Source organism: Streptomyces aidingensis (genome assembly GCF_900112355.1).
GTDB lineage: Bacteria > Actinomycetota > Actinomycetes > Streptomycetales > Streptomycetaceae > Streptomyces > Streptomyces aidingensis.
The window spans coordinates 147464-168542 of the sequence record NZ_FOLM01000003.1 but is presented as its reverse complement, the minus strand read 5'-3'; the positions used below and the strand labels follow the sequence as shown (position 1 = coordinate 168542).

Sequence of the window (21079 nt, the reverse complement as noted above, 5' to 3'; positions counted from 1 at the left end):
GCGCGCCGCGAACGGCCCCGGTGCGGGGCCGAAAGGCCCCACCGGGGCCGGGGCCGTTCTGCGGAACCCGCTCCGGCCTGCGCGGACTTCGCGCTGGGCAGACCCGCCGGGGAGTGTGAGCTGCCTCATACCCCGGCTGGTGAAGCCCCGGAGCAGAGCCCTTCCCGGCGGGCCCGGGGCACGGCCGCGCGGGCGGCGCGCACCGGAGCCGAACCGGACCGGACAAACGGACATAAGCGGATAAATGTTTGACGATCCGGCAGCCGGTAAGCCGCTCGGGAGAGGAACAGCCAAGACCGCACAACCGGATCACGCCGAAAGGCATGTCATGTCCGCACTGGAATGGATCATTGTGCTGGCCGTCCTGGCCGCCGTCGTCCTGGCGTTCGCGCTGCCCCGGCCACTGCTGCGGAGCTCCCGCGGAAATCTGCGCCGCCGGTTCGGCCCCGAGTACGACCGGACGGTACGGCGGCACGGCGGCGACGAGGGCGCCGCCCGCCGCGAACTGGCCGACCGGCTGCGCCACCACGGCCGGCTGCACCCGCTGCCCCTGTCACCCGCCGACCGCCGCCGCTACCAGGTGCGCTGGAGCGAGGTCCAGCAGCGCTTCGTGGAGTGGCCGGACGCGGCCGTGGCCGAGGCCGATCATCTGCTGACGCAGCTGGTGCACGACCGCGGCTACCCGGCCGAGGCGCATGAGCAGCAGGTCGCGGCGCTCTCGGTGCACCACCCGGAGCATGTCGACGGCTACCGCCGGGTGCACGCCCTGGCCGGGCGCGGCCACGGCGGCGCCGGCGGCATGGGCACCGAGGAACTGCGCGAGGCCATGATCGGGGCCCGCGAGCTGTTCGAGGACCTGGTGGAACCGCAGCCGGAGGACCGGGACCCGGACGACCGCCCGGAGGCCGCCGACAACGGCCACCACGGCCACCGGGGCACCGCGGTGCTCGCCCGGCTGCGGGCGCCCTGGCACCGCGACGGCAGGCAGCACCGCAGGAAGCAGGACCGGGAACAGGAACCCGCGCCGCGCACCGGCACCGGCGCCGGAACAGAGGGAGGCCCGCGATGAACACCCCGGACGCCTGGGAGTACCGCACCACCGGCCCCGCCGGGGCCGAGCCCGCCGAGCCCGCCGAGCCCGCAGGAAACGGCCGGCTGGTGGCGCCGGACCGCGCCGAGGAGCTGCGCCGCCGGCTGCACGAGGCGGTGCAGGGCTTTGTGGACAGCCCCGAGGAGTCCGTGGCCCGCGCCGACGAACTGCTGGAGGAGACCGTGCGGTGCGTCCAGGACTCGCTGGCCGAGCAGCGGCGCGCGCTGCGCGCCGAGTGGCACGGCGGCACCGACGGTGACGGCGACGGCGGCGGTGTCCGGCCGGGCACCGAGCACCAGCGCACCGCGCTGCTGCACTACCGTTCCGCGGTGGAGCGGCTGACCCGGGTCTGACCACGGCCGCAGGCCGCCCGCCCGGCCCCGGCGGCGCCCCGCCGCCGGGGCCGGGCGGCGCGCGCGTGGGGCGGCGCGCGGTGGGGAAAGACAACCACCGGGACAGCCCCCGGGACAGCGCCGGAACGACGCGGTGCGCACGGGCCCGGAACGGTGTGGTGGGATGGGCCGCATGCGCACCACCCGTACCGGCGATGCCGTGACCACCTGGTATCTGGAGCAGACCGCGCCGGAGGACCTCTCCCCCGCCCGCGGCCCGGAGCCCGCCGGGGTGCGGATCGTCCGCGCCGAGGTGCCCAGCCCCGAGTTCGGCCGCTTTCTCTACACCGCGGTGGGCGGCGATGTGGCCTGGACCGACCGGCTGTCCTGGACGCCCGCGGAGTGGGCCCGGGCCCTGGGCCGTCCGGGTACCGAGATGTGGGTGGCGTATGAACGCGGGACCCCGGCCGGATACATCGAGCTGGCCGGCCAGGACGACGGCGTGGTGGAGATCGCCTACTTCGGGCTGCTGCCGGCCTTCCGGGGCCGCCGGATCGGCGGCCATCTGCTCTCCTTCGGCACGGCCCGCGCCTGGGATCTGGCCCTGCGCCGGCCGGAGCGCCCGGCCACCCGCCGGGTCCGGGTGCACACCTGCTCCCTGGACGGCCCGCACGCCCTGGAGAACTATCTGCGGCGCGGCTTCCGGCTCCGTGACACCCGCACCGAGGTCACCCCGCCACCAAACGCCGACACTCTGTGACCCGCACCACAGCGTCTCACTATTCAGGATTTCTTTGTCCGCATTGCGGATAACGGTGGACTCATCGGCCTCGCCGTGCGAATCTTCCTGTCATGTCTGAAGCTGGAATCGCCTTGGTGAGTCGGCGCCACGTCGACCTCGGCCGCATGTCCAGCGCCATGTGTCAGGCTCGCTGAACGAGCCCGGCACCGCCGCGCACGCCCGCCGCACACCCGCTCGGACAGCCCCTCCCCCGCCCTTCCGGCCTGCCTTTGCGCTGCTCAAGCGCAGATCAGCGCCGACCCGCGCCCCGATGCCGACCTAAGGACAGCTCACCGCCATGGCCGACACCTCCAGCAAGCGCGTCGCCCCGACCCGCCGCAAGGCCGGACGCCACCGTGGCGAGGGCCAGTGGGCGGCCGGGCACTTCACCCCGCTCAACGCCAATGAGCAGACCAAGAAGGACGATGACGGTCTCAATGTGCGGACACGCATTGAGACGATTTACGCCCATCGCGGTTTCGACGCGATCGACGGCGCCGACCTGCGGGGACGGATGCGCTGGTACGGCCTCTACACCCAGCGGCGGCCCGGCATCGACGGCGGGAAGACGGCCATCCTGGAGCCGGAGGAGCTGGACGACGAGTACTTCATGATGCGGGTGCGCATCGACGGCGGCCGGCTGACCACCGGGCAGTTGCGGGTGATCGCCGAGATCTCCCAGGAATTCGCCCGCGGCACCGCCGACATCACCGACCGGCAGAACATCCAGTACCACTGGATCCGCATCGAGGACGTGCCGGAGATCTGGCGCCGGCTGGAGGCGGTCGGGCTGTCCACCACCGAGGCGTGCGGCGACACCCCCCGGGTGATCCTGGGCTCGCCGGTGGCCGGCATCGCCGCCGACGAGATCATCGACGGCACCCCGGCGCTGGAGGAGATCCAGCGCCGGGTGGTGGGCAACAAGGCGTACTCCAACCTCCCGCGCAAGTTCAAGTCCGCCATCTCCGGCTCCCCGCTGCTGGACGTGGCGCACGAGATCAACGACATCTCCCTGGTCGGGGTGCGCCACCCGGAACTGGGCCCCGGCTTCGACCTGTGGGTCGGCGGCGGCCTGTCCACCAACCCGAAGCTCGGCGTGCGGCTGGGCGCCTGGGTGCCGCTGGCCGAGGTGCCCGACGTCTTCGAGGGCGTGGTCGCCATCTTCCGGGACTACGGCTACCGCCGGCTGCGCAACCGGGCCCGGCTGAAGTTCCTGGTCGCCGACTGGGGCGCGGAGAAGTTCCGCCAGGTCCTGGAGGACGAGTACCTCGGGCGGAAGCTGACCGACGGCCCGGCCCCCGAGATCCCGGCGCAGCGCTGGCGCGACCACATCGGCGTGCACGCCCAGCGCGACGGCCGCTACTACATCGGCTTCGCCCCCACCGTCGGCCGGGTGGACGGCGCCACCCTGGCCAAGATCGCCGAGCTGGCCGAGGCCGGCGGCTCCGGCCGGCTGCGCACCACCGTCGAGCAGAAGATGATCATGCTCGACGTTCCGGAGGAGAAGGTTCCGGCCATGGTCGAGGGCCTGGAGGCACTCGGCCTGACCACCCGCCCCAGCACCTTCCGGCGCGGCACCATGGCCTGCACCGGCATCGAGTTCTGCAAGCTGGCCATCGTCGAGACCAAGGCCCGCGGCGCCGGCCTGATCGAGGAGCTGGAGCGCCGGCTGCCCGGCTTCGACGAGCCGCTCACCATCAACATCAACGGCTGCCCCAACTCCTGCGCCCGTATCCAGATCGCGGACATCGGTCTCAAGGGACAGCTCGTCACCGACGCCGAGGGCAACCAGGTGGAGGGCTACCAGGTGCATCTGGGCGGCTCGCTGGGGCTGGAGCCCGGCTTCGGCCGCAAGGTGCGCGGCCTGAAGGTGACCGCCGCCGAGCTGCCCGACTATGTCGAGCGGGTGCTGCGCCGCTATCTGGACCAGCGCGCCGAGGGCGAGCGGTTCGCCGCCTGGGCCGCCCGCGCCGACGACAAGGCCCTGTCATGACCGAGCGGGCCGCCCCCTACTACTGCCCCTACTGCGGCGACGAGGACCTGCGCCCCAGCGAGGAGGGCCACGGCGCCTGGGAATGCGGCGCCTGCAACCGGGCCTTCCGGCTCGCCTTCCTGGGCCTGCTGGCCGCCGGACTGCGCCGCACCCCGGAACACCGCACCGAACCGGATCACACGCACCGGGAGGCACCGCGATGAGCACCACCGCCCATGAGACCCGTGACACCGAGGAACTGCGGCGGCTCGCCGAACGGGCCGGCCGCGAACTGGAGGACGCCGACGCGCTGGAGGTGCTGCGCTGGGCGTCCGGGACCTTCGGCGACAACTGGTGCGTGACCTCCTCCATGGAGGAGGTCGTGGTCGCCCATCTGGCCTCCCGGGCGCACCCCGGCGTGGACGTGGTGTTCCTGGACACCGGCTACCACTTCCCCGAGACCCTCGGCACCCGGGACGCGGTGGCCGCGGTGATGGACGTCAGCCTGATCTCCCTCACCCCCCGGCTCACCGTGGCCGAGCAGGACGCGCAGTACGGCGAGAAGCTCTACGCCCGCGACCCCAACCGGTGCTGCGCCATGCGCAAGGTGGAGCCGCTGGAGCGGGGCCTGGCCCGCTACGACGCCTGGGTCACCGGACTGCGCCGCGACCAGGCCCCGACCCGGGCGAACACCCCGGTGGTGGGCTGGGACGCGGCCCGGGGCAAGGTCAAGATCTCCCCGATCGCCCGCTGGACCCAGGACGACGTGGAGCGCTACGCCGCCGAGCACGGCCTGCTGGTCAACCCGCTGCTCCAGGAGGGCTACACCTCCATCGGCTGCGCCCCCTGCACCCGCAAGCCGGCGGCCGGCGAGGACGCCCGGGCCGGCCGCTGGGCCGGTTTCAACAAGACCGAGTGCGGACTGCACGGCTGATGACCCCGCCGCAGAACGCCCCGGCGACGCCCCGATGGACCACAGCAACCGTTGGAGGACTGGCATGACGAGCGTGACCGGACCGACCGCCGCCACCGGTGCCGGCGCTGCCACCACGGCCGCGGGCTCCGGCGCGGAGGACGAGGCGTCCGGCAATCCCCGGGCGCTGTCCCACCTGGACGCGCTGGAGTCCGAGGCCGTGCACATCTTCCGGGAGGTGGCCGGCGAGTTCGAGCGCCCGGTGATCCTGTTCTCCGGCGGCAAGGACTCCATCGTCATGCTGCACCTGGCGCTCAAGGCGTTCCGCCCGGCCGCCGTGCCGTTCGCCCTGCTGCACGTGGACACCGGGCACAACTTCCCCGAGGTGCTGGACTACCGGGACCGCACCGTGGCCGCGCACCGGCTGCGGCTGCACGTGGCCTCGGTGCAGGAGTACATCGACCGCGGCGCGCTGCGCGAGCGTCCCGACGGCACCCGCAACCCGCTGCAGACCGTGCCGCTGCTGGACGCCATCTCCGGCAACCGCTTCGACGCGGTCTTCGGCGGCGGACGCCGGGACGAGGAGAAGGCCCGCGCCAAGGAGCGGGTCTTCTCGCTGCGCGACGAGTTCGGCGCCTGGGACCCGCGCCGCCAGCGCCCCGAGCTGTGGCAGCTGTACAACGGGCGGCACGCCCCCGGGGAGCACGTCCGGGTCTTCCCGCTGTCCAACTGGACCGAGCTGGACGTCTGGCAGTACATCGCCCGGGAGAACATCGAGCTGCCCGCCATCTACTACGCCCACGAGCGGGAGGTCTTCCGGCGAGGCGGCATGTGGCTGGCGCCCGGCGAGTGGGGCGGCCCCAGGGACGGCGAGCGCACCGAGAAGCGCCGGGTGCGCTACCGCACGGTCGGCGACATGTCCTGCACCGGCGCGGTGGACTCCGGCGCCGACACCATCGACAAGGTCATCGCCGAGATCGCCGCCTCCCGCCTCACCGAGCGCGGCGCCACCCGGGCCGACGACAAGCTCTCCGAGGCCGCCATGGAAGACCGCAAGCGCGAAGGGTACTTCTGATGACGCCCCCGACCCCCGGCTCCCCCGCCGGCAGTCCCGCCGCCCCGGACGTCCCCGCGGACACCGGAGCCACCGCACTGCTGCGGTTCGCCACCGCCGGCTCGGTGGACGACGGCAAGTCCACCCTGGTCGGACGACTGCTGCACGACTCCAAGTCGGTACTGGCCGACCAGCTGGAGGCGGTCGAGCACGCCTCCCGCAGCCGCGGCCAGGAGGCGCCCGACCTGGCGCTGCTGACCGACGGCCTGCGCGCCGAGCGCGAGCAGGGCATCACCATCGACGTGGCCTACCGCTACTTCGCCACCCCGCGGCGCCGCTTCATCCTGGCCGACACCCCCGGCCATGTGCAGTACACCCGCAACATGGTCACCGGGGCCTCCACCGCCGAGCTGGCCCTGGTGCTGGTGGACGCCCGCAACGGCGTGGTGGAGCAGACCCGGCGGCACGCCGCGGTGGCCGCCCTGCTGCGCGTGCCGCATGTGGTGCTGGCGGTCAACAAGATGGACCTGGTGGGCTACGCCGAGGACGTCTTCGCCGCCATCGCCGCGGAGTTCACCGAGTACGCCGCCTCGCTGGGCGTGCCGGACGTCAAGGCCATCCCGATCTCCGCGCTGGCCGGGGACAACGTGGTCACCCCCTCCGCCACCATGGACTGGTACGGCGGCCCCACCGTGCTGGAGTACCTGGAGACGGTGCCGGTCGGCCACGACCCGTCGGCCGAGCCGGCCCGCTTCCCGGTGCAGTACGTGATCCGGCCGCAGACCGCCGAGCACCCCGACTACCGCGGCTACGCGGGCCAGATCGCCTCCGGCGTGCTGCGCACCGGCCGGCGGGTCACCGTGCTGCCCTCCGGGCGCTCCAGCACCATCGCCGGGATCGACCTGCTGGGCGAGCCGGTGGACGTGGCCTGGGCGCCGCAGTCCGTCACCGTGCGGCTCACCGACGACCTGGACGTCTCGCGCGGCGATCTGATCGTCCCCGAGGGCACCGGGGCCGAGCCCGTCCAGGACCTGACCGCCACCGTCTGCCATCTGCACGACCGCCCGCTCACCCCGGGCGCCCGGGTGCTGCTGAAGCACACCACCCGCACGGTCAAGGCGATCGTCAAGGAGATCCCCTCCCGGCTGTCGCTGGCCGACCTCTCCCAGCAGCCCGCACCGGGCGCGCTGGCCGCCAACGACATCGGCCGGGTGGTGCTGCGCACCGCCGAGCCGCTGGCCGTGGACGACTACGCGGACTCCCGCCGCACCGGCTCCTTCCTGCTGATCGACCCGGCGGACGGCACCACGCTCACCGCCGGCATGGCCGGCGACGCCTTCGCCGGCGCCGCCCGCGGCGCGGCCGGCGAGGCCGCCGGCCCGACGGACGACGAGGGATGGGATTTCTGAGATGAGCACCGGACTCGCCGCACCCCGCACCACCACCGGCACCTCCCGCACCGCCGCCGGGACCGGCACCCTGCCCGGTACCGGCCCCGCCGTCCGGCTGGAGGCGGTCTCCAAGGCATACGGCCCGGCCGGCGCCCGCAACCTGGTGCTGGACGAGATCAGCCTCGACGTGGCGCCCGGCGAGTTCGTCTGCCTGCTCGGCGCCTCCGGCTGCGGCAAGTCCACGCTGCTGAACCTGGTCGCCGGGCTGGACCGGCCCAGCGCCGGGCAGGTCCGGGTGGCGGCCGGGCGGCCGGCACTGATGTTCCAGGACCATGCCCTGTTCCCCTGGCTGAGCGCGGGCCGCAACATCGAGCTGGCACTGCGGCTGGCCGGGGTGCCCAGGTCCGGCCGCCGGGAGCGCGCCGAGGAACTGCTGGAGCTGGTCCATCTGCCCGGCGCCTACGGCAAGCGGGTGCACCAGCTCTCCGGAGGCATGCGGCAGCGGGTGGCGCTGGCCCGCTCGCTGGCCCAGGGCAGCGATGTGCTGCTGATGGACGAGCCGTTCGCCGCGCTGGACGCGATCACCCGCGACCTGCTGCACGAGGAGCTGACCAGGCTCTGGCAGGAGCGGCAGTTCACCGTGCTGTTCGTCACCCACAACGTGCGGGAGGCGGTGCGGCTCGGGCAGCGGGTGGTGCTGCTGTCCTCCCGGCCCGGGCGGATCGCCCGCGAGTGGCGGGTGGAACTGCCCTGCCCGCGCCGGATCGAGGACGGCGGGGTGGCCTCGCTGGCCACCGAGATCACCGGCCATCTGCATCAGGAGATCGTCCGCCATGCCCGCACCTGAGCCCGGCGCCGCACCGGCCGCCGCCTCCGTGCCGGACCCCGCGGCGGCGCACGGCACAGAACCCGGCACGGACCACGGCACGGCACACGCGGCCGACGACGCCCAGTCCATGGCCTCCGGGCTGGACGCCCTGGAGACCCGCGCCGAGCAGAAAGGGTCCGGTGCCCAGCGGCTGCTGGCCAAGGCCACCCCGCCGCTGCTGGCCGCCGCCCTGGTCCTGGCCCTGTGGCAGACCGCCTACCTGCTCAACTGGTCGCAGGTGCTGCCCGCCCCCTCGGCCGTCTTCGGCGAGCTGGGCGACGCCTGGTCGGACGGCACCCTGCTGCCCGCGATCTGGCACTCCACCCTGCGCTGCGTCTTCGGCTTCGGCCTGGCCGCGGCCATCGGACTGCCGCTGGGGCTGCTGCTGACCCGGGTGGCGCCGCTGCGCACCGTGCTGCGGCCGACCCTGACCGCCATCCAGTCCCTGCCGGCCGCCGCCCTGGTACCGGTGGCGATCATCGCCCTGGGCAACTCCGAGGGCGCGGTCTACGCGACGGTGCTGCTGGGCGCGGTGCCCTCGATCGCGGTGACGGTGATCGCCACCGTCGAACAGCTGCCGCCGCTGCTGCTGCGGGCCGGCCGCTCGATGGGCGCCACCGGGCTGCGCGGCACCGCGCTGGTGGTGGTGCCGGCAGCGCTCCCGGGCTTCCTCTCGGCGCTGCGCCAGGGCTGGACCTTCGGCTGGCGGGCGCTGATGACCGCCGAGCTGATCACCGCCACCCCGCTGCCGGGCATCGGCCAGATGCTGGCCGAGGGCAAGGAGAGCAACTCCATGAGCCTGGTGCTGGCCTCGGTGCTGCTCATCCTCGCCGTCGGCGTGCTGGTCGAGTCCGCCCTCTTCCAGCCGCTGGAACGCCGCCTGCTCACCAACCGGGGACTCACCATCCCATGACCCGTCTTCTTCCCTCGCTGCCCTCGCTCCTGGTGGTGGCGCACGGCAGCCGCGACGCCCGGCACGCGGCCACGGTCGCGGCGCTCACCGAACGGGTACGGGCACTGCGCCCCGGCATCCGCGTGGAGCTGTGCCACCTGGACTTCAACCTCCCCACCGTGCGGCAGGCACTGACCCGGCTGCACGGCGACGGGGTGCGGCGGGTGGTCGCCCTGCCGCTGCTGCTCACCCGCGCGTTCCACGCCAAGCACGACATTCCCGGTGTGCTGGGCGAGGAGACCGCGCGGCTGCCCGGCCTGGCCGTCCGCCAGGCCGAAGTGCTCGGTCCGCACCCGCTGCTGACCGCCGCCCTCACCCGGCGGCTGGCCGAGGCCGGGCTGCGGACCGCGAGCGCCGCCGAGCGCGCCGCCACCGGTGTGGTGCTGGCCTCGGCGGGCTCCTCGGACCCGGAGGCGATCGCGGTGATCGCACAGACCGCGCGGGAGTGGCGGCGCACCGCTGGCTGGTGCGCCGTGCGGCCCGCGTTCGCCTCCGCGTGCCCGCCCCGCACGGCGGACGCCGTCCGCGCGCTGCGCGCCGAGGGCGTCCGCCGGGTGGTGGTGGCGCCCCATGTCATCGCCCCCGGCTTTCTGCCGGACCGGATCGCCGCGGGCGCCCGGGAGGCGGGCGCCGATCTGCTGGCCCCGGTGCTGGGTGACGCGCCCGAGCTGGCCGCCCTGCTGGCGCATCGCTACGACCGCGCCGTGGCCGCGGCCCGCCCGCCGGCCGCCGCGGGCCGGGCGCTGGCCGGCTGAAGCGGCCCCGGAAGCGGCCGGGCAGGCCCCCGGGCCCCGGAAACCGCGGACGCCGGATAGCCTGCAAGGGTGCCGGAGGATCCGTCGGAGACCGAGCGCGGAGGCGGCTGGCGACCGCCCCGGGGCATCGCCGTGTCCCTGCTGATCTCCATGGCGACCTGGATTCTGTTCGGCACGCCTCTCGGCAGCGGCGGCAGCGGCGGCACCGGTGCCCCGCGGTCGGCCGGTGACTGGGTGTACCTGCCCGGCGGGCAGGCCGGTGACGCCCGGTGCGGATTCGACGGCAACTGGGCGGCGCTGGAGTTCGAGGGCGCCGGCCAGACCCGGGTCGGCCCCGATCTGGCCGTACAGCCGGGGGACCGCTGGGAGTTCGAGAACGCCTGGGAGGCCCAGGACTATCTGGCGGCGCTGGCCGGCTCGCCACTGCCCGGCTCGCCCCAGGAAGGGCTCACCGAGCAGGAACTCGCCGTCCGGCTCCAGGACGCTCCGGCCAACTGGCGGCACGGCGGGCGGACCTCCTGCGTCATCGCCCCCGAGGAGGGTTACCCCCGGCCGGCCGCCACCGGCTGACCGTGCGGCCCGGGGCGGCGCCGGGTGCGTCTCCTCCCCCGGGAGTAGGCGCGATCTCCTTCTCCCGGCGCAGGTGGCGGATGGTCCGGGCGGGCTACGCTCCCGTCATGCACCTGCGTCGCAGCGAACGCTGCCCCCGCCGCTCCCCCTGGCGTGACGGGGTGCTGGCGGTCTGCGTGGCCGCGGCGGCGGTGACGGGCGCCCTGCTCGCTCCGCCCGCCGGCACCCATCTGGACCAGGTCGCCTATCTGCTGATGCTGACCGGCGCGCTGGCGCTGGCGGTGCGGACCCGCTGGCCGGTGCCGGTGCTGCTGATCTCCACCGGCTGCATGCTCGTCTACCATCTGCGCGACTTCCCCGGGAACGCCGGGGTGATCCCGCTGCTGGTCGCGCTGTACACGGCGGTCCGGTTCGGCCACCGCAGACTGGCGGTGGTGCCGGCGCTGGCCATGGTGGTGGCGATCGTCAAGGACGCGGGCGGGCTGGGCGGCACGCCCGCCGACAACGGCTCCCGGGAGACCTTTCTGCTGCTGGGCTGGCTGGTGGCGGCGGCCGTGTTCGGCGAGGTCTCCCGGCAGCGCTCGGCCTATATCCGGCAGGTGGAGGAGCGGGCGGCCGAGGCGGAGCGGACCCGGGAGGAGATGGCCCGGCGCCGGGCGGGCGAGGAACGGCTGCGCATCGCCCGGGAGCTGCACGACTCGCTCACCCACTCCATCTCGGTGATCAAGGTGCAGGCCGGGGTGGCGGTCCATCTGGCCCGCAAGCGGGGCGAGGAGGTGCCGCCGACGCTGCTGGCCATCCAGGAGGCCAGCGGCGACGCACTGCGCGAGCTGCGCGCCACGCTGGAGGTGCTGCGCACTCCGCAGGCCGAGGAGGACGCGGACGGGGCGGGCCCGGCCAGCGGGCTGGACCGGCTGCCGCAGTTGGTGGAACGGGCGCGCTCCACCGGGCTGCCGGTGCGCCTGGAGATCACCGGCGGGCGCCGGCCGCTGCCGGAGGAGACCGACCGGGCCGCGTACCGGATCGTGCAGGAGGCCCTGACCAACATCACCCGCCATGCCGGGCCGGCCGCACCGGCCCGGGTAAGGGTGGACTACCGGCCCGGGGAGCTGGCGGTGGAGATCGAGGACGACGGACGGGCCACCGCGGACCAGCCGCCGGTGCCGGGCACCGGGCTGCTGGGGATGCGGGAGCGGGTGGCGGCGCTCGGCGGAACGCTGGACGCCCGGCCGCGGCCGGAGGGCGGCTTCGCCGTCCGCGCCCGGCTGCCCCTCGCCCCGGTCCCGGCCATGACCGGCGGCAAGCGGGGGGCGCGATGATCAGTGTTCTGCTCGCCGACGACCAGCACCTGATCCGCGGCGGCTTCCGCGCCCTGCTGGAGGCCGAGGACGACATCGAGGTGGTGGCCGAGGCGGCCGACGGCCAGGATGGGCTGGAGCTGGCCCGCCGGCACCGGCCCGATGTGGCCCTGGTGGACATCCAGATGCCGGTCTCCGACGGCATCGAGATGACCCGCAGGATCGCCGCCGACCCGGGCCTGACCGGGGTGCATGTGGTGATCCTGACCAACTTCGGGCTGGACGAGTACGTGTTCAACGCGCTGCGGGCCGGGGCCTGCGGCTTTCTGGTGAAGGACATCGAGCCGGCCGATCTGCTGCACGGGGTGCGCACCGCGGCACGCGGCGACGCCCTGCTGTCCCCGGCGATCACCCGGCGGCTGATCGGCGAATATGTCTCCCGGCCGCCGGTGACGGGCTCGGCCGGCACCGACGGGCTGCGGATGCTGACCAACCGGGAGCGCGAGGTGGTCGCCCAGGTCGCCCGGGGGCTGTCCAACGACGAGATCGCCGCCCGCATGGTGATCTCCCCCACCACGGTGAAGACCCATGTCAGCCATGCCATGACCAAGCTGGCCGCCCGGGACCGCGCCCAGCTCGTGGTGTTCGCCTACGAATCCGGCCTGGCCGTCCCCGGCACCCGCCCCGCACCCTGACGCCCCCGCCCCGGCAGGGCCCCGCGCCGGACCGCCGTTGCGGGCCGGGCCGGCCCGGCCGGTCAGCCGGGCGGCCCGGTGCCCTCCAGTTCGGCGGCCATCTCCAGCAGCCGGGTCACGGTGCGCCAGTTGCGCACGGTGCCCACGGCCCCCGCGGGCGGCCTGGACAGCACCTCTCCCAGCTTGCTGCGGCCCATGCCGCCGGGGAACCAGGCGAAGACCTCCCGCTCGCCGATCCGGAACTCGTCCGGTGCGAAGGAGGCGGGATCGGCCGCGGCCAGCGGCAGCCCGGCGGCCGGGACGTCCAGCAACAGCACGGCCAGCCGGGCCGGGTCCAGGCCGGCGGCCGGAAAGGGGCAGCGCGCCGCAACGGCCCGGAGTTCCGCGCCGGGGAGCACCAGGGCGTCCACGGCGAAGCCGAAGCGCTGCCGGACGGCCCGCTCCAGAGCCCGGGCCAGTCCCCCCGGCTCGGCGGGCGGGGCGGTGAACACCGCGTTGCCGCTCTGCACATAGGTGCGCACCGCGCCGTGCCCCAGCCCGGCGAGGACCTCCCGCAGTGCGGCCATGGGCACCTTGCGGCTGCCGCCGACATTGATTCCGCGCAGCAGCGCCACATGGGCCACCCGGCCGCCGCCGCCCTCGCTCTCCCGGCTCGTCATGGGGCCAGCGTAGGGGCCGCCACCGACAGCGGGCGGGCCGGGCCTATCCGGCGGCGGCCTCGGCGCGGGTCAGCGGCGTGGTCTGCTCCGGCCGCTCGCGCTCCCCGGCCGGGGCCTTCCCGCGGGCGTCGAAGTCGCGCAGCGTCCGCTCGAAGTCCCGGGTGGAGAGCTGGAGCTTGTAGATGATCGCCAGCTCGAAGAGCAGCAGCAGCGCCCCCGAGACGATGGTCACCGGCACCACCGCGTTCAGCACCGGCGCCACGATGAACACACCCATCTGGAACTCGATGCCGCTGATCAGATGGGGCCGGACACGGCGGCGCAGCAGCAGCGTGCGGATGTTGAGGTACCAGGGAAAACGGCTGCGGAACTCGCGCTGGAGGTCGACCACCCGGGCGGCGTCCTCGGCACGCACCTCCGGGTCGGCCGTCCCCGCGGTGCGCTGGGCGGGCACCGTGACCGCCGCGCCGGGCAGCGGGGCGACGGCAGCGGACCGGCGGCGTTCCCGTTCCGCGCGGTCGCTCTCGACGTCCGCCTCCGGGTTCTTCCGGAGCAGGTCCTCCATGAAGGCCAGCTCCATGGTGTTGCCCTCGGCGCGGGCCTGCTGGATGCGGGCCTTGAGCGAGCGGCGCATGTCGTGCCGCATCTTGAAGATCTGGAGCGCGTCCACATAGCGGATCATGTCCAGGAAGACCACGGCCACCGCGAGCCAGAGATAGACCGGGTCGCCGGTGCGCTGGTACTGGCCGCCCATCAGGGCGACGGCGCAGCACAGCACCCGGATCCGGTCGAAGACGTAGTCCAGCCAGCCGCCGAAGATGGAGCCGGTGCCGGTCAGCCGGGCGAGCTTGCCGTCCATGCAGTCCAGCACGAAGCTCAGGTGGTAGAGCAGGGCACCGGCCAGCAGCCAGCCCCAGCTGCCGCGGGTGAAGCAGGCGGCGGCGCCCAGCCCCAGGAAGAGCGCGAACCAGGTGATCTGGTTGGGGGTGATCCGGGTCCAGATCGCGGTCCACCGGACCAGGGGGGTGGCCACGGGGTCGACCAGCAGCACCGTCCACCACGCGTCGCGCTTTTTCTGGGTGATCTCCTTGACGTCCCTCAACGGGGGAATTTCTCGGCGCATTCTCTGCTTCCAAGCGGCGGTATGGCGACGCACGACGCTACGAAGGGTGCCGCCGTCGGACAACTGCGGCTGACATGGGTCAGAGGTGGATCATATGACACCGCCCAGCGGAGGTGAACGGCCGTCGTCGGGACGGTGGCGGCCCGGCAACGGGTGCACGGCCGGGCACGGCCGGGCGGATGTGCCTCAACCGCCGCCGTCAGGACACCGGACGGGACTCGTTCCACTCGGTCTCGAACTCTTCCCGGTAGGCGTCGAAGAGACTCAGATCACCCGCCCCCCTGCCGGGCCCGTCCGGCCCCACCACCTCGCGCCCGGCCCGGCGCAGCACCATCGCCGGGGTCTCCACGCCCCGGCTGCGCCGCAGATAGTGCTGGACCACGGCGATGCCGTCGGGACCGTCGTCGTTCACGAAATAGGCGGAGAAGCGCGGAACCTCGTCGAACACGTGGATCTGGAATGCCTCCGGGTCGCGTACCCGGCTGCGTACCCTGCGTACATGCAGGATCGCCGTTTCCACGGACCGCGCCAGTTCGCCGCGGCGCAGGCCCAGCTCACGTTCCCGGCGGCGCATGGCGCCGCTGGCCGGGTTGAGGAACAGCAGCCGTATCCGGCAGCCCTCGTCGGCCAGCCGGACCAGCCGCCGGCCCGGGTAGTTCTGCACCAGCAGGCCCAGTGCCACCCCCATCGCGTCCAGCCGCCGGGCCTCGCCGAACAGCAGCTCCGGCGGCAGTTCCCGCTGCAGCCGCACCCGGTCCGGATGCACCCCGGCCACATCGGTGAAGCGGTCGCCGACCAGATGCTCCACCGCGTCCGCGGGCAGCGGGCCGGCCGCCGCGCCGGCCTCGGCGCCGTCCAGCATCCGCAGCAGCCGGGCGCAGCCGCGCTCGGCCTGGTCCAGCACCGCCCGGTTCAGCCCGCGGTTGCGGATCACCGCGCTCCGCGCCACCTCCAGTTCGTCCAGGGTCAGCTCCAGCTCCCGCCGGTTCTCCAGGTAGGGAGCGAAGCACGGCCAGTGCTGCACCATCAGCTCGCGCAGCTGCGGCAGGGTGAGAAAGGCCAGCACCGAGTCGTCGGCCGGGTCCAGCACATGTCCCTTGCGGCGGCTGACCTCGCGCAGCGCCGCCGCCCGCTGCACCCACTCCTGGCCGGTGGGACCGGCCGCGGCCACCTCCCACTCCTCGCCGTGCACCGGCTCGTAGACGGGGCGCAGCACCACGCCGACCACCGAGCGCAGCCGCTGCTCGACCAGATTGAGCCAGACGTACGCCCGCCCGGCGCGCTCCACCCTGGTGCGCACCTCGGCCCAGTCCTCGGGGCCCCACGAGAGGTCGGCCCCGATCTCCACCGGCCGCGGAACGGACACCGCGCCGGCCTGAGCCGCCTCGGCGGTCTCGCCCCCGTTCCCCGAGGGGAGCTCAAGACCGGAAGAGCTCACCGGACGCACCACCTTCCGCCGTTCAAGGATCAAGGAAGCCTACTGCGCGGGCGGCGGCCGCCGCAGCCCGCCGCCGGGGTCAGCCGGCGCACCAACTGGGCTTGTCCGCACGCCGGTCGGGGCAGAGGCCAGTCATGACGTCCGCCCACCGACCGCCGTCGCCGCCGGACCGCCCGCACCCGCCGGCCGGCACCGCCCCCAGCCCGACCGCGCCTCCCGCGCCCACCTGGGACAACGCCCCGCCGGCCGGGGGCGGGCAGCAGGTCCGCGCCCCGGCGGACGCGCCCGGCGCACGGCAGGCGCGCGATGCCCGCACCGGCCCGCGCGGGGTGCCGACCGCCACCTACCGGTTCCAGGTGCGGCCGGAGTTCCCGTTCGCCGCGGTGGCGGCGGCGGTCCCGTACCTGGCCCGGCTCGGGGTGTCGCATCTGCATCTCTCCCCGGTGCTGGAGGCGGTGCCCGGCTCGGCGCACGGCTACGACGTCACCGACCACGGCCGGGTGCGGGAGGAGCTCGGCGGCGAGGCCGGGCTGCGGGCGCTGGCGGAGACGGCCCGCGCCCACGGTCTGGGGCTGGTGCTGGACATCGTGCCGAACCATATGGCGGTGCCGGTCCCGGCGGAGCTGAACCGCCCGCTGTGGGACGTGCTGCGGCACGGCCCGGAGTCGGAGTACGCGCACTGGTTCGACATCGACTGGCAGGCCGGCGGCGGACGGCTGCTGATGCCCTTCCTGGGCGGCCCGCTGGGCGAGGAGATGCAGCGCCTGACCGTGGACCGGGAGAACGGCGCGCTGCACTACGGCGAGCAGCGTTTCCCGCTGCGGGCCGCGCCCGCCGCGCCCGCTCTCCCCCCGGACGGGCGGGCGGACCCGGCGGAGGTGCCGCAGGACGGGCTGCCCGGCCTGCTGGACGCCCAGCACTACCGGCTGGCCTGGTGGCGGCTGGCCCGCTCCGACCTCAACTACCGCCGGTTCTTCACCATCCCGGAGCTGATCGGGCTGCGCACCGAGCATCCGGAGGTGTTCGAGGCCACCCACACCACGGTGGTGCGGCTGGTCCGGGAAGGGGTGGTGACCGGTCTGCGGGTGGATCACCCGGACGGGCTGGCCGACCCGGCGGGCTACTTCACCAGGCTGAGCGAGCGCACCGGCGCGGTGTGGACGGTGGCCGAGAAGATCCTGGGCGCCGGCGAGCGGCTGCCCGACGACTGGCGGGTGGCCGGCACCACCGGCTACGACGCCCTGCGCCATGTGGACGGGGTGCTGACCAGTTCCCGCGGCGCGGCCGAACTCACCGAGCACTACCGGGCGTTCACCGGCGCCCCGCCCGATCTGGGCGGCGACTGGGCGGCCACCGTGCGGCGCGCCGCCTATCACGTGATCACCCACGATCTGGCGGCGGAGTGCGGCCGGCTGGTGCGTACCGCGGAGCGGCTGTGCCGGGAGCAGCCGGAGCTCCGGCTGCGCGACCACGCCCGCTGGGCGCTGCGCACCGCCGTCGTCGAACTGCTGGCCGGGCTGCCGGTGTACCGCCCGTATGTGCCGGCCGGCGGCCCGCCCTCGCCCGCCGACGAGGCCGTGCTGGCGTCGGCGGCCGAGACCGCCACGGCGGCGTTCGCCGTGGACCAGGAGGCCGAGGCGGTGCGCACGGTGCGGGAGCTGGCGCTCGGCCGGCTCGGCGGCGGCCCGGACGCCGACGACTTCCGGGTGCGGTTCGCCCAGGTGGCCGCGGCGGTGCGGGCCAAGTCCGTGGAGGACGCCGCCTTCTACCGCTACACCCCCCTGCTCTCCGCCTGCGAGGTGGGCGGCGATCCGTCCCGGCCCGCGCTGTCGCCCGAGGTGTTCCACGCCTTCTGCGCCCGTCTCCAGCGGGACTGGCCGTACACCGGAACGGTGCTGTCCACCCATGACACCAAGCGCAGCGCGGATGTCCGGGCCCGGATCGCGGCGCTCACCGAGAGCCCGCGGGCCTGGATGGAGACGCTGGCCGTGCTGACCGAGCTGACCGCGGCGGACGGCGGCTGCCGGGCGCCCGATCCGCATGCCGCCTGGTCGGTCTGGCAGCTCGCGCTGGGCATGGGCGGCGCCCCCGGCCGGGACCGGCTGCTGGCCGCGGTGCTGAAGTCGGTGCGGGAGGCCGGGCTGCACACGAGCTGGCTGGTGCCCGATCCGGCGTACGAGGCGGCGGTGGAGCGGTTCGTGCTGGCCGGCCCGTGCGGCGCGGCCCGGGCGGAACTGGCCGCCCGGGCCGCCGCGCTGGCCCCGCGGGCCCGGGTCAATGCGCTGGCCGGGACGCTGCTGCATCTCACCATGCCCGGGGTGCCGGAGCTGTACCAGGGCACCGAGACGGAATATCTGGCCCTGGTCGACCCGGACAACCGGGCGCTGCCGCAACTGCCCGCGGAACGGCTGGCGGCGCTGGACGAGGGAGCGGCGGCGGCGGGCACCGGGGACGAGAAGCTGCGGCTGACCGCCGCCGCGCTGCGGCTGCGCCGGGCCCGGCCGGAGTGGTTCGGGGCCGAGGGGGAGTACCGGCCGCTCACCGCCGAGGGCCCGGCCGCCGGGCACTGTCTGGCCTTCGTCCGCGGCGGCCGGGTGATCACCGCGGTCACCCGGCTGCCCGGGCGGCTGGCGGAGGACGGCGGCTGGCGGGACACCGGGCTGCCGCTGCCGGCGGGCGGCTGGCGGGATCTGCTCACCGGACGCGCGCACCGCGGCCGGGCGGCGGCGGAAGCACTTTTCGCCGACTTCCCGGTGGCGCTTCTGGTCCGTCCCGGGGACGGTGCCTGACGGCCGCCGGAGCCGGGGAAGCCCTGCTGACGGCGGGTGGGGCGGTCCGGTGGTCCAGTCCTGCGTCCGTATGACGGACGGTTTCTGATGTGTCTTTCGGCTTCCTGATCCCTTTACAGGTTCATGACCGGAGGTTATTTTCGCCCCAATGGGAGCGCTCCCAATGCGGGTTTCCAAACACCCCCCACACATCTCATCTCGCGAAGGGACGCCACGGATGAGTAACAGAGCCGCCCTCCGGGCGCGCTGGAAATGGCCTGCCCTGATAGCGCTGTTCGCCTCGCTGCCGGCGCTGCTCATGGTCTGGACCACCGCGAACACCGCGAACGCGCACGGCGCGCCGGTGATGCCGGGCAGCCGCACATACCTGTGCTACAAGTACAGCCAGGACGCGGGCGGTGCCATCGCCCCCACCAACCCGGCCTGTCTGGCCGCGCTCCAGCAGGGCGGTTCCACGCCCTTCTACAACTGGTTCGCGGTGCTGCGCTCGGACGGCGCCGGCCGTCAGCAGGGCTTCATCCCGGACGGCAAGCTGTGCAGCGGCGATGCCCGGGTCTACGACTTCTCCGGGTTCGACCTGGCCCGCAACGACTGGCCCTACACCCGCCTGACCTCGGGCGCGAACGTCGAGATCCGGTACAACAACTGGGCGCACCACCCCGGTGAGTTCCGGATGTACATCACCAGGGACAGCTACAACCCGAACCAGCCGCTGACCTGGGCGGACCTTGAGTCCACGCCGTTCAGCCGGGTGACCAACCCGCCGCAGCGGGGCAGCGTCGGCTCGGACGAGGGCCACTACTACTGGAACGCCACCCTGCCCTCGGGCAAGTCCGGCAAGCACATCATCTACACGGTGTGGGAGCGGTCGGACAGCGCCGAGACCTTCTACGGCTGCTCGGACGTGATGTTCGACGGCGGCAACGGCGAGGTCGTCGTGCCGGGCGGCACCGGCACCACCGGCGGCACCACCACCACGGGTGGCACCACCACCAACGGCGGCACGACCACGACCGGTGGCACCACGGACGGCGGCACCACCACCAACGGCGGCACCACCACCAACGGTGGCACCACCACGAACGGCGGCACCACCACGAACGGCGGCACCACCGGCGGCACCGGCGGCGAGTGCACCGCCAGCCACTCCGTGACCAACAGCTGGAGCGGCGGCTACCAGGGCTCGGTGACCGTGACCAACAGCGGCTCCAGCTCCATCAGCGGCTGGACCGCGCACTGGATGCTGCCCTCGGGCGGCAGCATCGGCCAGCTCTGGAGCGGTTCGCTGCGGACCAGCGGTGAGCATGTCTGGGTGGACAACGCGGGCTGGAACGGCTCGCTGGCGCCCGGCGCCTCGACCACCTTCGGCTACATCGGCAGCGGCAGCCCGCCCGGCGCCGGCCTGTCGGTGTCCTGCTCGACCTCCTAGTCGGCGGCCGGCCGGCCGACCGCGGCCGGCCGGCGGACACCGCAGCCGAGTGATCCACAAGTGATCCGGCGGAACCAGCACCACCCGTGATCCGGCGGCCGGCCCCGGCCGGCCGCCGGGTCCAGCACTGCTCCGGCCTGCCGTTCCCCACCACATCACGCCCCCGCACGGGGACGGCGGGCCGGCTCATCCGGCTCCCGCGCGCCCCGTCAGCGCGCGGCGAGCCGGTATTCCACGTCTCCGAACCGCACCTGGTCCCCGGGCCGGACCGGCACCGAACCGGTCACCCGCACACCGTTCACCCAGGTGCCGTTGGCCGAGCCCAGATCGCGCAGCAGCCAGCCCGCGGCGCTGCTGGTGAGCTGGGCGTGATGGCGGGAGACACTGACATCGGTGAGCCGCAGCATCTGGCCGGGGGCCCGGCCGATGGACATCGGATGCGGTCCGGGGCCGGGCAGCATGAGCTGCGGCAGCCGCTCCGCGCGCCAGGCCCGGCCCACCGAGCGCCGGAAGGCCGCGGCCCGGGCGACCGCGCGCACCACCCGGCTGCGCCGGTCCCGGTACGGCAGATCCAGCAGCACGGCGGTGAGTTCGTCCGGCCGGCGCGCGCCGTACACCACCTCCATCCGGCGCTGGAAGGTGTCCTGGGAAACCCTTCCCTCGGCGAAACTCTCCCGGAGCACGGCCAGCGCGCGTTCCCGGTCCGCATCCGATATCCGCGGTGGATAGGCGCTCGGTTCGAGAGAGGTCATGACCGGTAATTGTCCCGGTCAGCCAGATGCCTGTCCAGATCCGGACGGCTTCGGCACACGCCTGTGAACTGCCCGTCACCGCACCGCCGATGAGCCCCGGGCGCCCCGCAGGGAACCGGCCGGCCGGGCCCCCGCCCCGGGCCCGCCCGGAGCGCGTGGGCCGTTCGGTGAGCGCGGTGCGGCGCGGTGCGGTGCGGTGTGGCGCGGTGGCCGCGGTG

At 74.3% G+C, this 21079-nt stretch carries 21 protein-coding genes; 17 read left to right on the top strand and 4 right to left on the bottom strand.

Annotated features, from left to right (window positions below):
• Window positions 1-328: 328 nt before the first annotated feature.
• From BM242_RS07940 to BM242_RS07875, 15 genes are all read left to right on the top strand, one after another.
• Window positions 329-1069, top strand: coding sequence for a hypothetical protein (locus BM242_RS07940; RefSeq protein ID WP_093837982.1), 741 nt, complete (start codon window positions 329-331; stop codon window positions 1067-1069).
• Window positions 1066-1443: a YtxH domain-containing protein gene (locus BM242_RS07935; RefSeq protein ID WP_093837981.1), complete on the top strand. Its 378-nt coding sequence runs from the start codon at window positions 1066-1068 to the stop codon at window positions 1441-1443. Before BM242_RS07940 ends, BM242_RS07935 begins: the two co-directional genes overlap by 4 nt.
• A 172-nt stretch (window positions 1444-1615) precedes the next feature.
• Window positions 1616-2182: a GNAT family N-acetyltransferase gene (locus BM242_RS07930; protein ID WP_093838255.1), complete on the top strand. Its 567-nt coding sequence runs from the start codon at window positions 1616-1618 to the stop codon at window positions 2180-2182.
• A 92-nt stretch (window positions 2183-2274) separates the two neighbouring features.
• The gene (locus tag BM242_RS31120) at window positions 2275-2358 is read left to right on the top strand and encodes a putative leader peptide (protein ID WP_425443826.1); all 84 of its coding nucleotides are present in this window, start codon (window positions 2275-2277) and stop codon (window positions 2356-2358) included.
• 143 nt (window positions 2359-2501) lie between these two features.
• On the top strand, window positions 2502-4196 hold the full coding sequence (locus BM242_RS07925) for a nitrite/sulfite reductase (protein ID WP_093837980.1): 1695 nt from the start codon (window positions 2502-2504) through the stop codon (window positions 4194-4196).
• The gene (locus tag BM242_RS07920; protein WP_093837979.1) at window positions 4193-4399 is read left to right on the top strand and encodes a hypothetical protein; all 207 of its coding nucleotides are present in this window, start codon (window positions 4193-4195) and stop codon (window positions 4397-4399) included. Before BM242_RS07925 ends, BM242_RS07920 begins: the two co-directional genes overlap by 4 nt.
• Entirely contained in the window at window positions 4396-5109 is a 714-nt protein-coding gene (locus BM242_RS07915) for a phosphoadenylyl-sulfate reductase (RefSeq protein ID WP_093837978.1), read from the top strand. The genes BM242_RS07920 and BM242_RS07915 overlap by 4 nt, the downstream gene beginning before the upstream one ends.
• Window positions 5110-5173: 64 nt before the next feature.
• Window positions 5174-6163, top strand: coding sequence for a sulfate adenylyltransferase subunit CysD (gene cysD, locus BM242_RS07910; RefSeq protein WP_093837977.1), 990 nt, complete (start codon window positions 5174-5176; stop codon window positions 6161-6163).
• Window positions 6163-7551 (top strand): sulfate adenylyltransferase subunit 1, encoded by a 1389-nt coding sequence (locus tag BM242_RS07905; RefSeq protein WP_093837976.1) that lies wholly within the window; start codon window positions 6163-6165, stop codon window positions 7549-7551. The genes cysD and BM242_RS07905 overlap by 1 nt, the downstream gene beginning before the upstream one ends.
• Before the next feature lies 1 nt (window position 7552).
• Window positions 7553-8380, top strand: coding sequence for an ABC transporter ATP-binding protein (locus BM242_RS07900; RefSeq protein ID WP_093837975.1), 828 nt, complete (start codon window positions 7553-7555; stop codon window positions 8378-8380).
• Window positions 8367-9314, top strand: coding sequence for an ABC transporter permease (locus tag BM242_RS07895; protein WP_093837974.1), 948 nt, complete (start codon window positions 8367-8369; stop codon window positions 9312-9314). The genes BM242_RS07900 and BM242_RS07895 overlap by 14 nt, the downstream gene beginning before the upstream one ends.
• Window positions 9311-10108, top strand: a complete 798-nt coding sequence (locus BM242_RS07890) for a sirohydrochlorin chelatase (RefSeq protein WP_093837973.1) — start codon at window positions 9311-9313, stop codon at window positions 10106-10108. The genes BM242_RS07895 and BM242_RS07890 overlap by 4 nt, the downstream gene beginning before the upstream one ends.
• 69 nt (window positions 10109-10177) lie before the next feature.
• The gene (locus BM242_RS07885; protein WP_093837972.1) at window positions 10178-10678 is read left to right on the top strand and encodes a hypothetical protein; all 501 of its coding nucleotides are present in this window, start codon (window positions 10178-10180) and stop codon (window positions 10676-10678) included.
• A gap of 107 nt (window positions 10679-10785) precedes the next feature.
• Complete coding sequence (locus BM242_RS07880; RefSeq protein WP_093838254.1) at window positions 10786-11997, top strand: sensor histidine kinase; 1212 nt, start codon at window positions 10786-10788, stop codon at window positions 11995-11997.
• Window positions 11994-12671 carry a response regulator gene (locus BM242_RS07875; protein WP_093837971.1) on the top strand — a complete coding sequence of 226 codons (678 nt, stop codon included), beginning with the start codon at window positions 11994-11996 and terminating at the stop codon, window positions 12669-12671. The genes BM242_RS07880 and BM242_RS07875 overlap by 4 nt, the downstream gene beginning before the upstream one ends.
• Window positions 12672-12733: 62 nt before the next feature.
• Here BM242_RS07875 and BM242_RS07870 read toward each other — a convergent pair whose 3' ends face one another.
• The 3 genes from BM242_RS07870 to BM242_RS07860 all read right to left on the bottom strand — a co-directional run bounded on the left by BM242_RS07870 (window position 12734) and on the right by BM242_RS07860 (window position 15891).
• The gene (locus tag BM242_RS07870; protein WP_093837970.1) at window positions 12734-13330 is read right to left on the bottom strand and encodes a DUF1697 domain-containing protein; all 597 of its coding nucleotides are present in this window, start codon (window positions 13328-13330) and stop codon (window positions 12734-12736) included.
• 43 nt (window positions 13331-13373) lie between these two features.
• Entirely contained in the window at window positions 13374-14453 is a 1080-nt protein-coding gene (locus BM242_RS07865) for a CDP-alcohol phosphatidyltransferase family protein (protein WP_093837969.1), read from the bottom strand.
• Between the two features lie 199 nt (window positions 14454-14652).
• Complete coding sequence (locus tag BM242_RS07860; RefSeq protein WP_175541308.1) at window positions 14653-15891, bottom strand: SAV2148 family HEPN domain-containing protein; 1239 nt, start codon at window positions 15889-15891, stop codon at window positions 14653-14655.
• A gap of 134 nt (window positions 15892-16025) precedes the next feature.
• Between BM242_RS07860 and treY the strand changes: the two genes are divergently transcribed.
• Both treY and BM242_RS07850 read left to right on the top strand, forming a co-directional pair.
• Window positions 16026-18680: a malto-oligosyltrehalose synthase gene (gene treY / locus BM242_RS07855; RefSeq protein WP_139238288.1), complete on the top strand. Its 2655-nt coding sequence runs from the start codon at window positions 16026-16028 to the stop codon at window positions 18678-18680.
• 217 nt (window positions 18681-18897) lie between these two features.
• On the top strand, window positions 18898-20109 hold the full coding sequence (locus BM242_RS07850; protein ID WP_093837968.1) for a lytic polysaccharide monooxygenase: 1212 nt from the start codon (window positions 18898-18900) through the stop codon (window positions 20107-20109).
• A 209-nt stretch (window positions 20110-20318) separates the two neighbouring features.
• Here the strand turns inward: BM242_RS07850 and BM242_RS07845 are convergent, their stop codons facing one another.
• Window positions 20319-20861, bottom strand: coding sequence for an FHA domain-containing protein (locus tag BM242_RS07845; protein WP_093837967.1), 543 nt, complete (start codon window positions 20859-20861; stop codon window positions 20319-20321).
• Window positions 20862-21079: the final 218 nt, after the last annotated feature.

Excerpts from the sequence above, each read along its gene's own strand:
- BM242_RS07940 (WP_093837982.1), top strand. The coding sequence starts at position 329 with ATGTCCGCACTGGAATGGATCATTGTGCTGGCCGTCCTGGCCGCCGTC.
- BM242_RS07935 (WP_093837981.1), top strand. The coding sequence starts at position 1,066 with ATGAACACCCCGGACGCCTGGGAGTACCGCACCACCGGCCCCGCCGGG.
- BM242_RS07930 (WP_093838255.1), top strand. The coding sequence starts at position 1,616 with ATGCGCACCACCCGTACCGGCGATGCCGTGACCACCTGGTATCTGGAG.
- BM242_RS31120 (WP_425443826.1), top strand. The coding sequence starts at position 2,275 with ATGTCTGAAGCTGGAATCGCCTTGGTGAGTCGGCGCCACGTCGACCTC.
- BM242_RS07925 (WP_093837980.1), top strand. The coding sequence starts at position 2,502 with ATGGCCGACACCTCCAGCAAGCGCGTCGCCCCGACCCGCCGCAAGGCC.
- BM242_RS07920 (WP_093837979.1), top strand. The coding sequence starts at position 4,193 with ATGACCGAGCGGGCCGCCCCCTACTACTGCCCCTACTGCGGCGACGAG.
- BM242_RS07915 (WP_093837978.1), top strand. The coding sequence starts at position 4,396 with ATGAGCACCACCGCCCATGAGACCCGTGACACCGAGGAACTGCGGCGG.
- cysD (WP_093837977.1), top strand. The coding sequence starts at position 5,174 with ATGACGAGCGTGACCGGACCGACCGCCGCCACCGGTGCCGGCGCTGCC.
- BM242_RS07905 (WP_093837976.1), top strand. The coding sequence starts at position 6,163 with ATGACGCCCCCGACCCCCGGCTCCCCCGCCGGCAGTCCCGCCGCCCCG.
- BM242_RS07900 (WP_093837975.1), top strand. The coding sequence starts at position 7,553 with ATGAGCACCGGACTCGCCGCACCCCGCACCACCACCGGCACCTCCCGC.
- BM242_RS07895 (WP_093837974.1), top strand. The coding sequence starts at position 8,367 with ATGCCCGCACCTGAGCCCGGCGCCGCACCGGCCGCCGCCTCCGTGCCG.
- BM242_RS07890 (WP_093837973.1), top strand. The coding sequence starts at position 9,311 with ATGACCCGTCTTCTTCCCTCGCTGCCCTCGCTCCTGGTGGTGGCGCAC.
- BM242_RS07880 (WP_093838254.1), top strand. The coding sequence starts at position 10,786 with ATGCACCTGCGTCGCAGCGAACGCTGCCCCCGCCGCTCCCCCTGGCGT.
- BM242_RS07875 (WP_093837971.1), top strand. The coding sequence starts at position 11,994 with ATGATCAGTGTTCTGCTCGCCGACGACCAGCACCTGATCCGCGGCGGC.
- BM242_RS07870 (WP_093837970.1), bottom strand. The coding sequence starts at position 13,330 with ATGACGAGCCGGGAGAGCGAGGGCGGCGGCGGCCGGGTGGCCCATGTG.
- BM242_RS07865 (WP_093837969.1), bottom strand. The coding sequence starts at position 14,453 with ATGCGCCGAGAAATTCCCCCGTTGAGGGACGTCAAGGAGATCACCCAG.
- treY (WP_139238288.1), top strand. The coding sequence starts at position 16,026 with ATGACGTCCGCCCACCGACCGCCGTCGCCGCCGGACCGCCCGCACCCG.
- BM242_RS07850 (WP_093837968.1), top strand. The coding sequence starts at position 18,898 with ATGAGTAACAGAGCCGCCCTCCGGGCGCGCTGGAAATGGCCTGCCCTG.
- BM242_RS07845 (WP_093837967.1), bottom strand. The coding sequence starts at position 20,861 with ATGACCTCTCTCGAACCGAGCGCCTATCCACCGCGGATATCGGATGCG.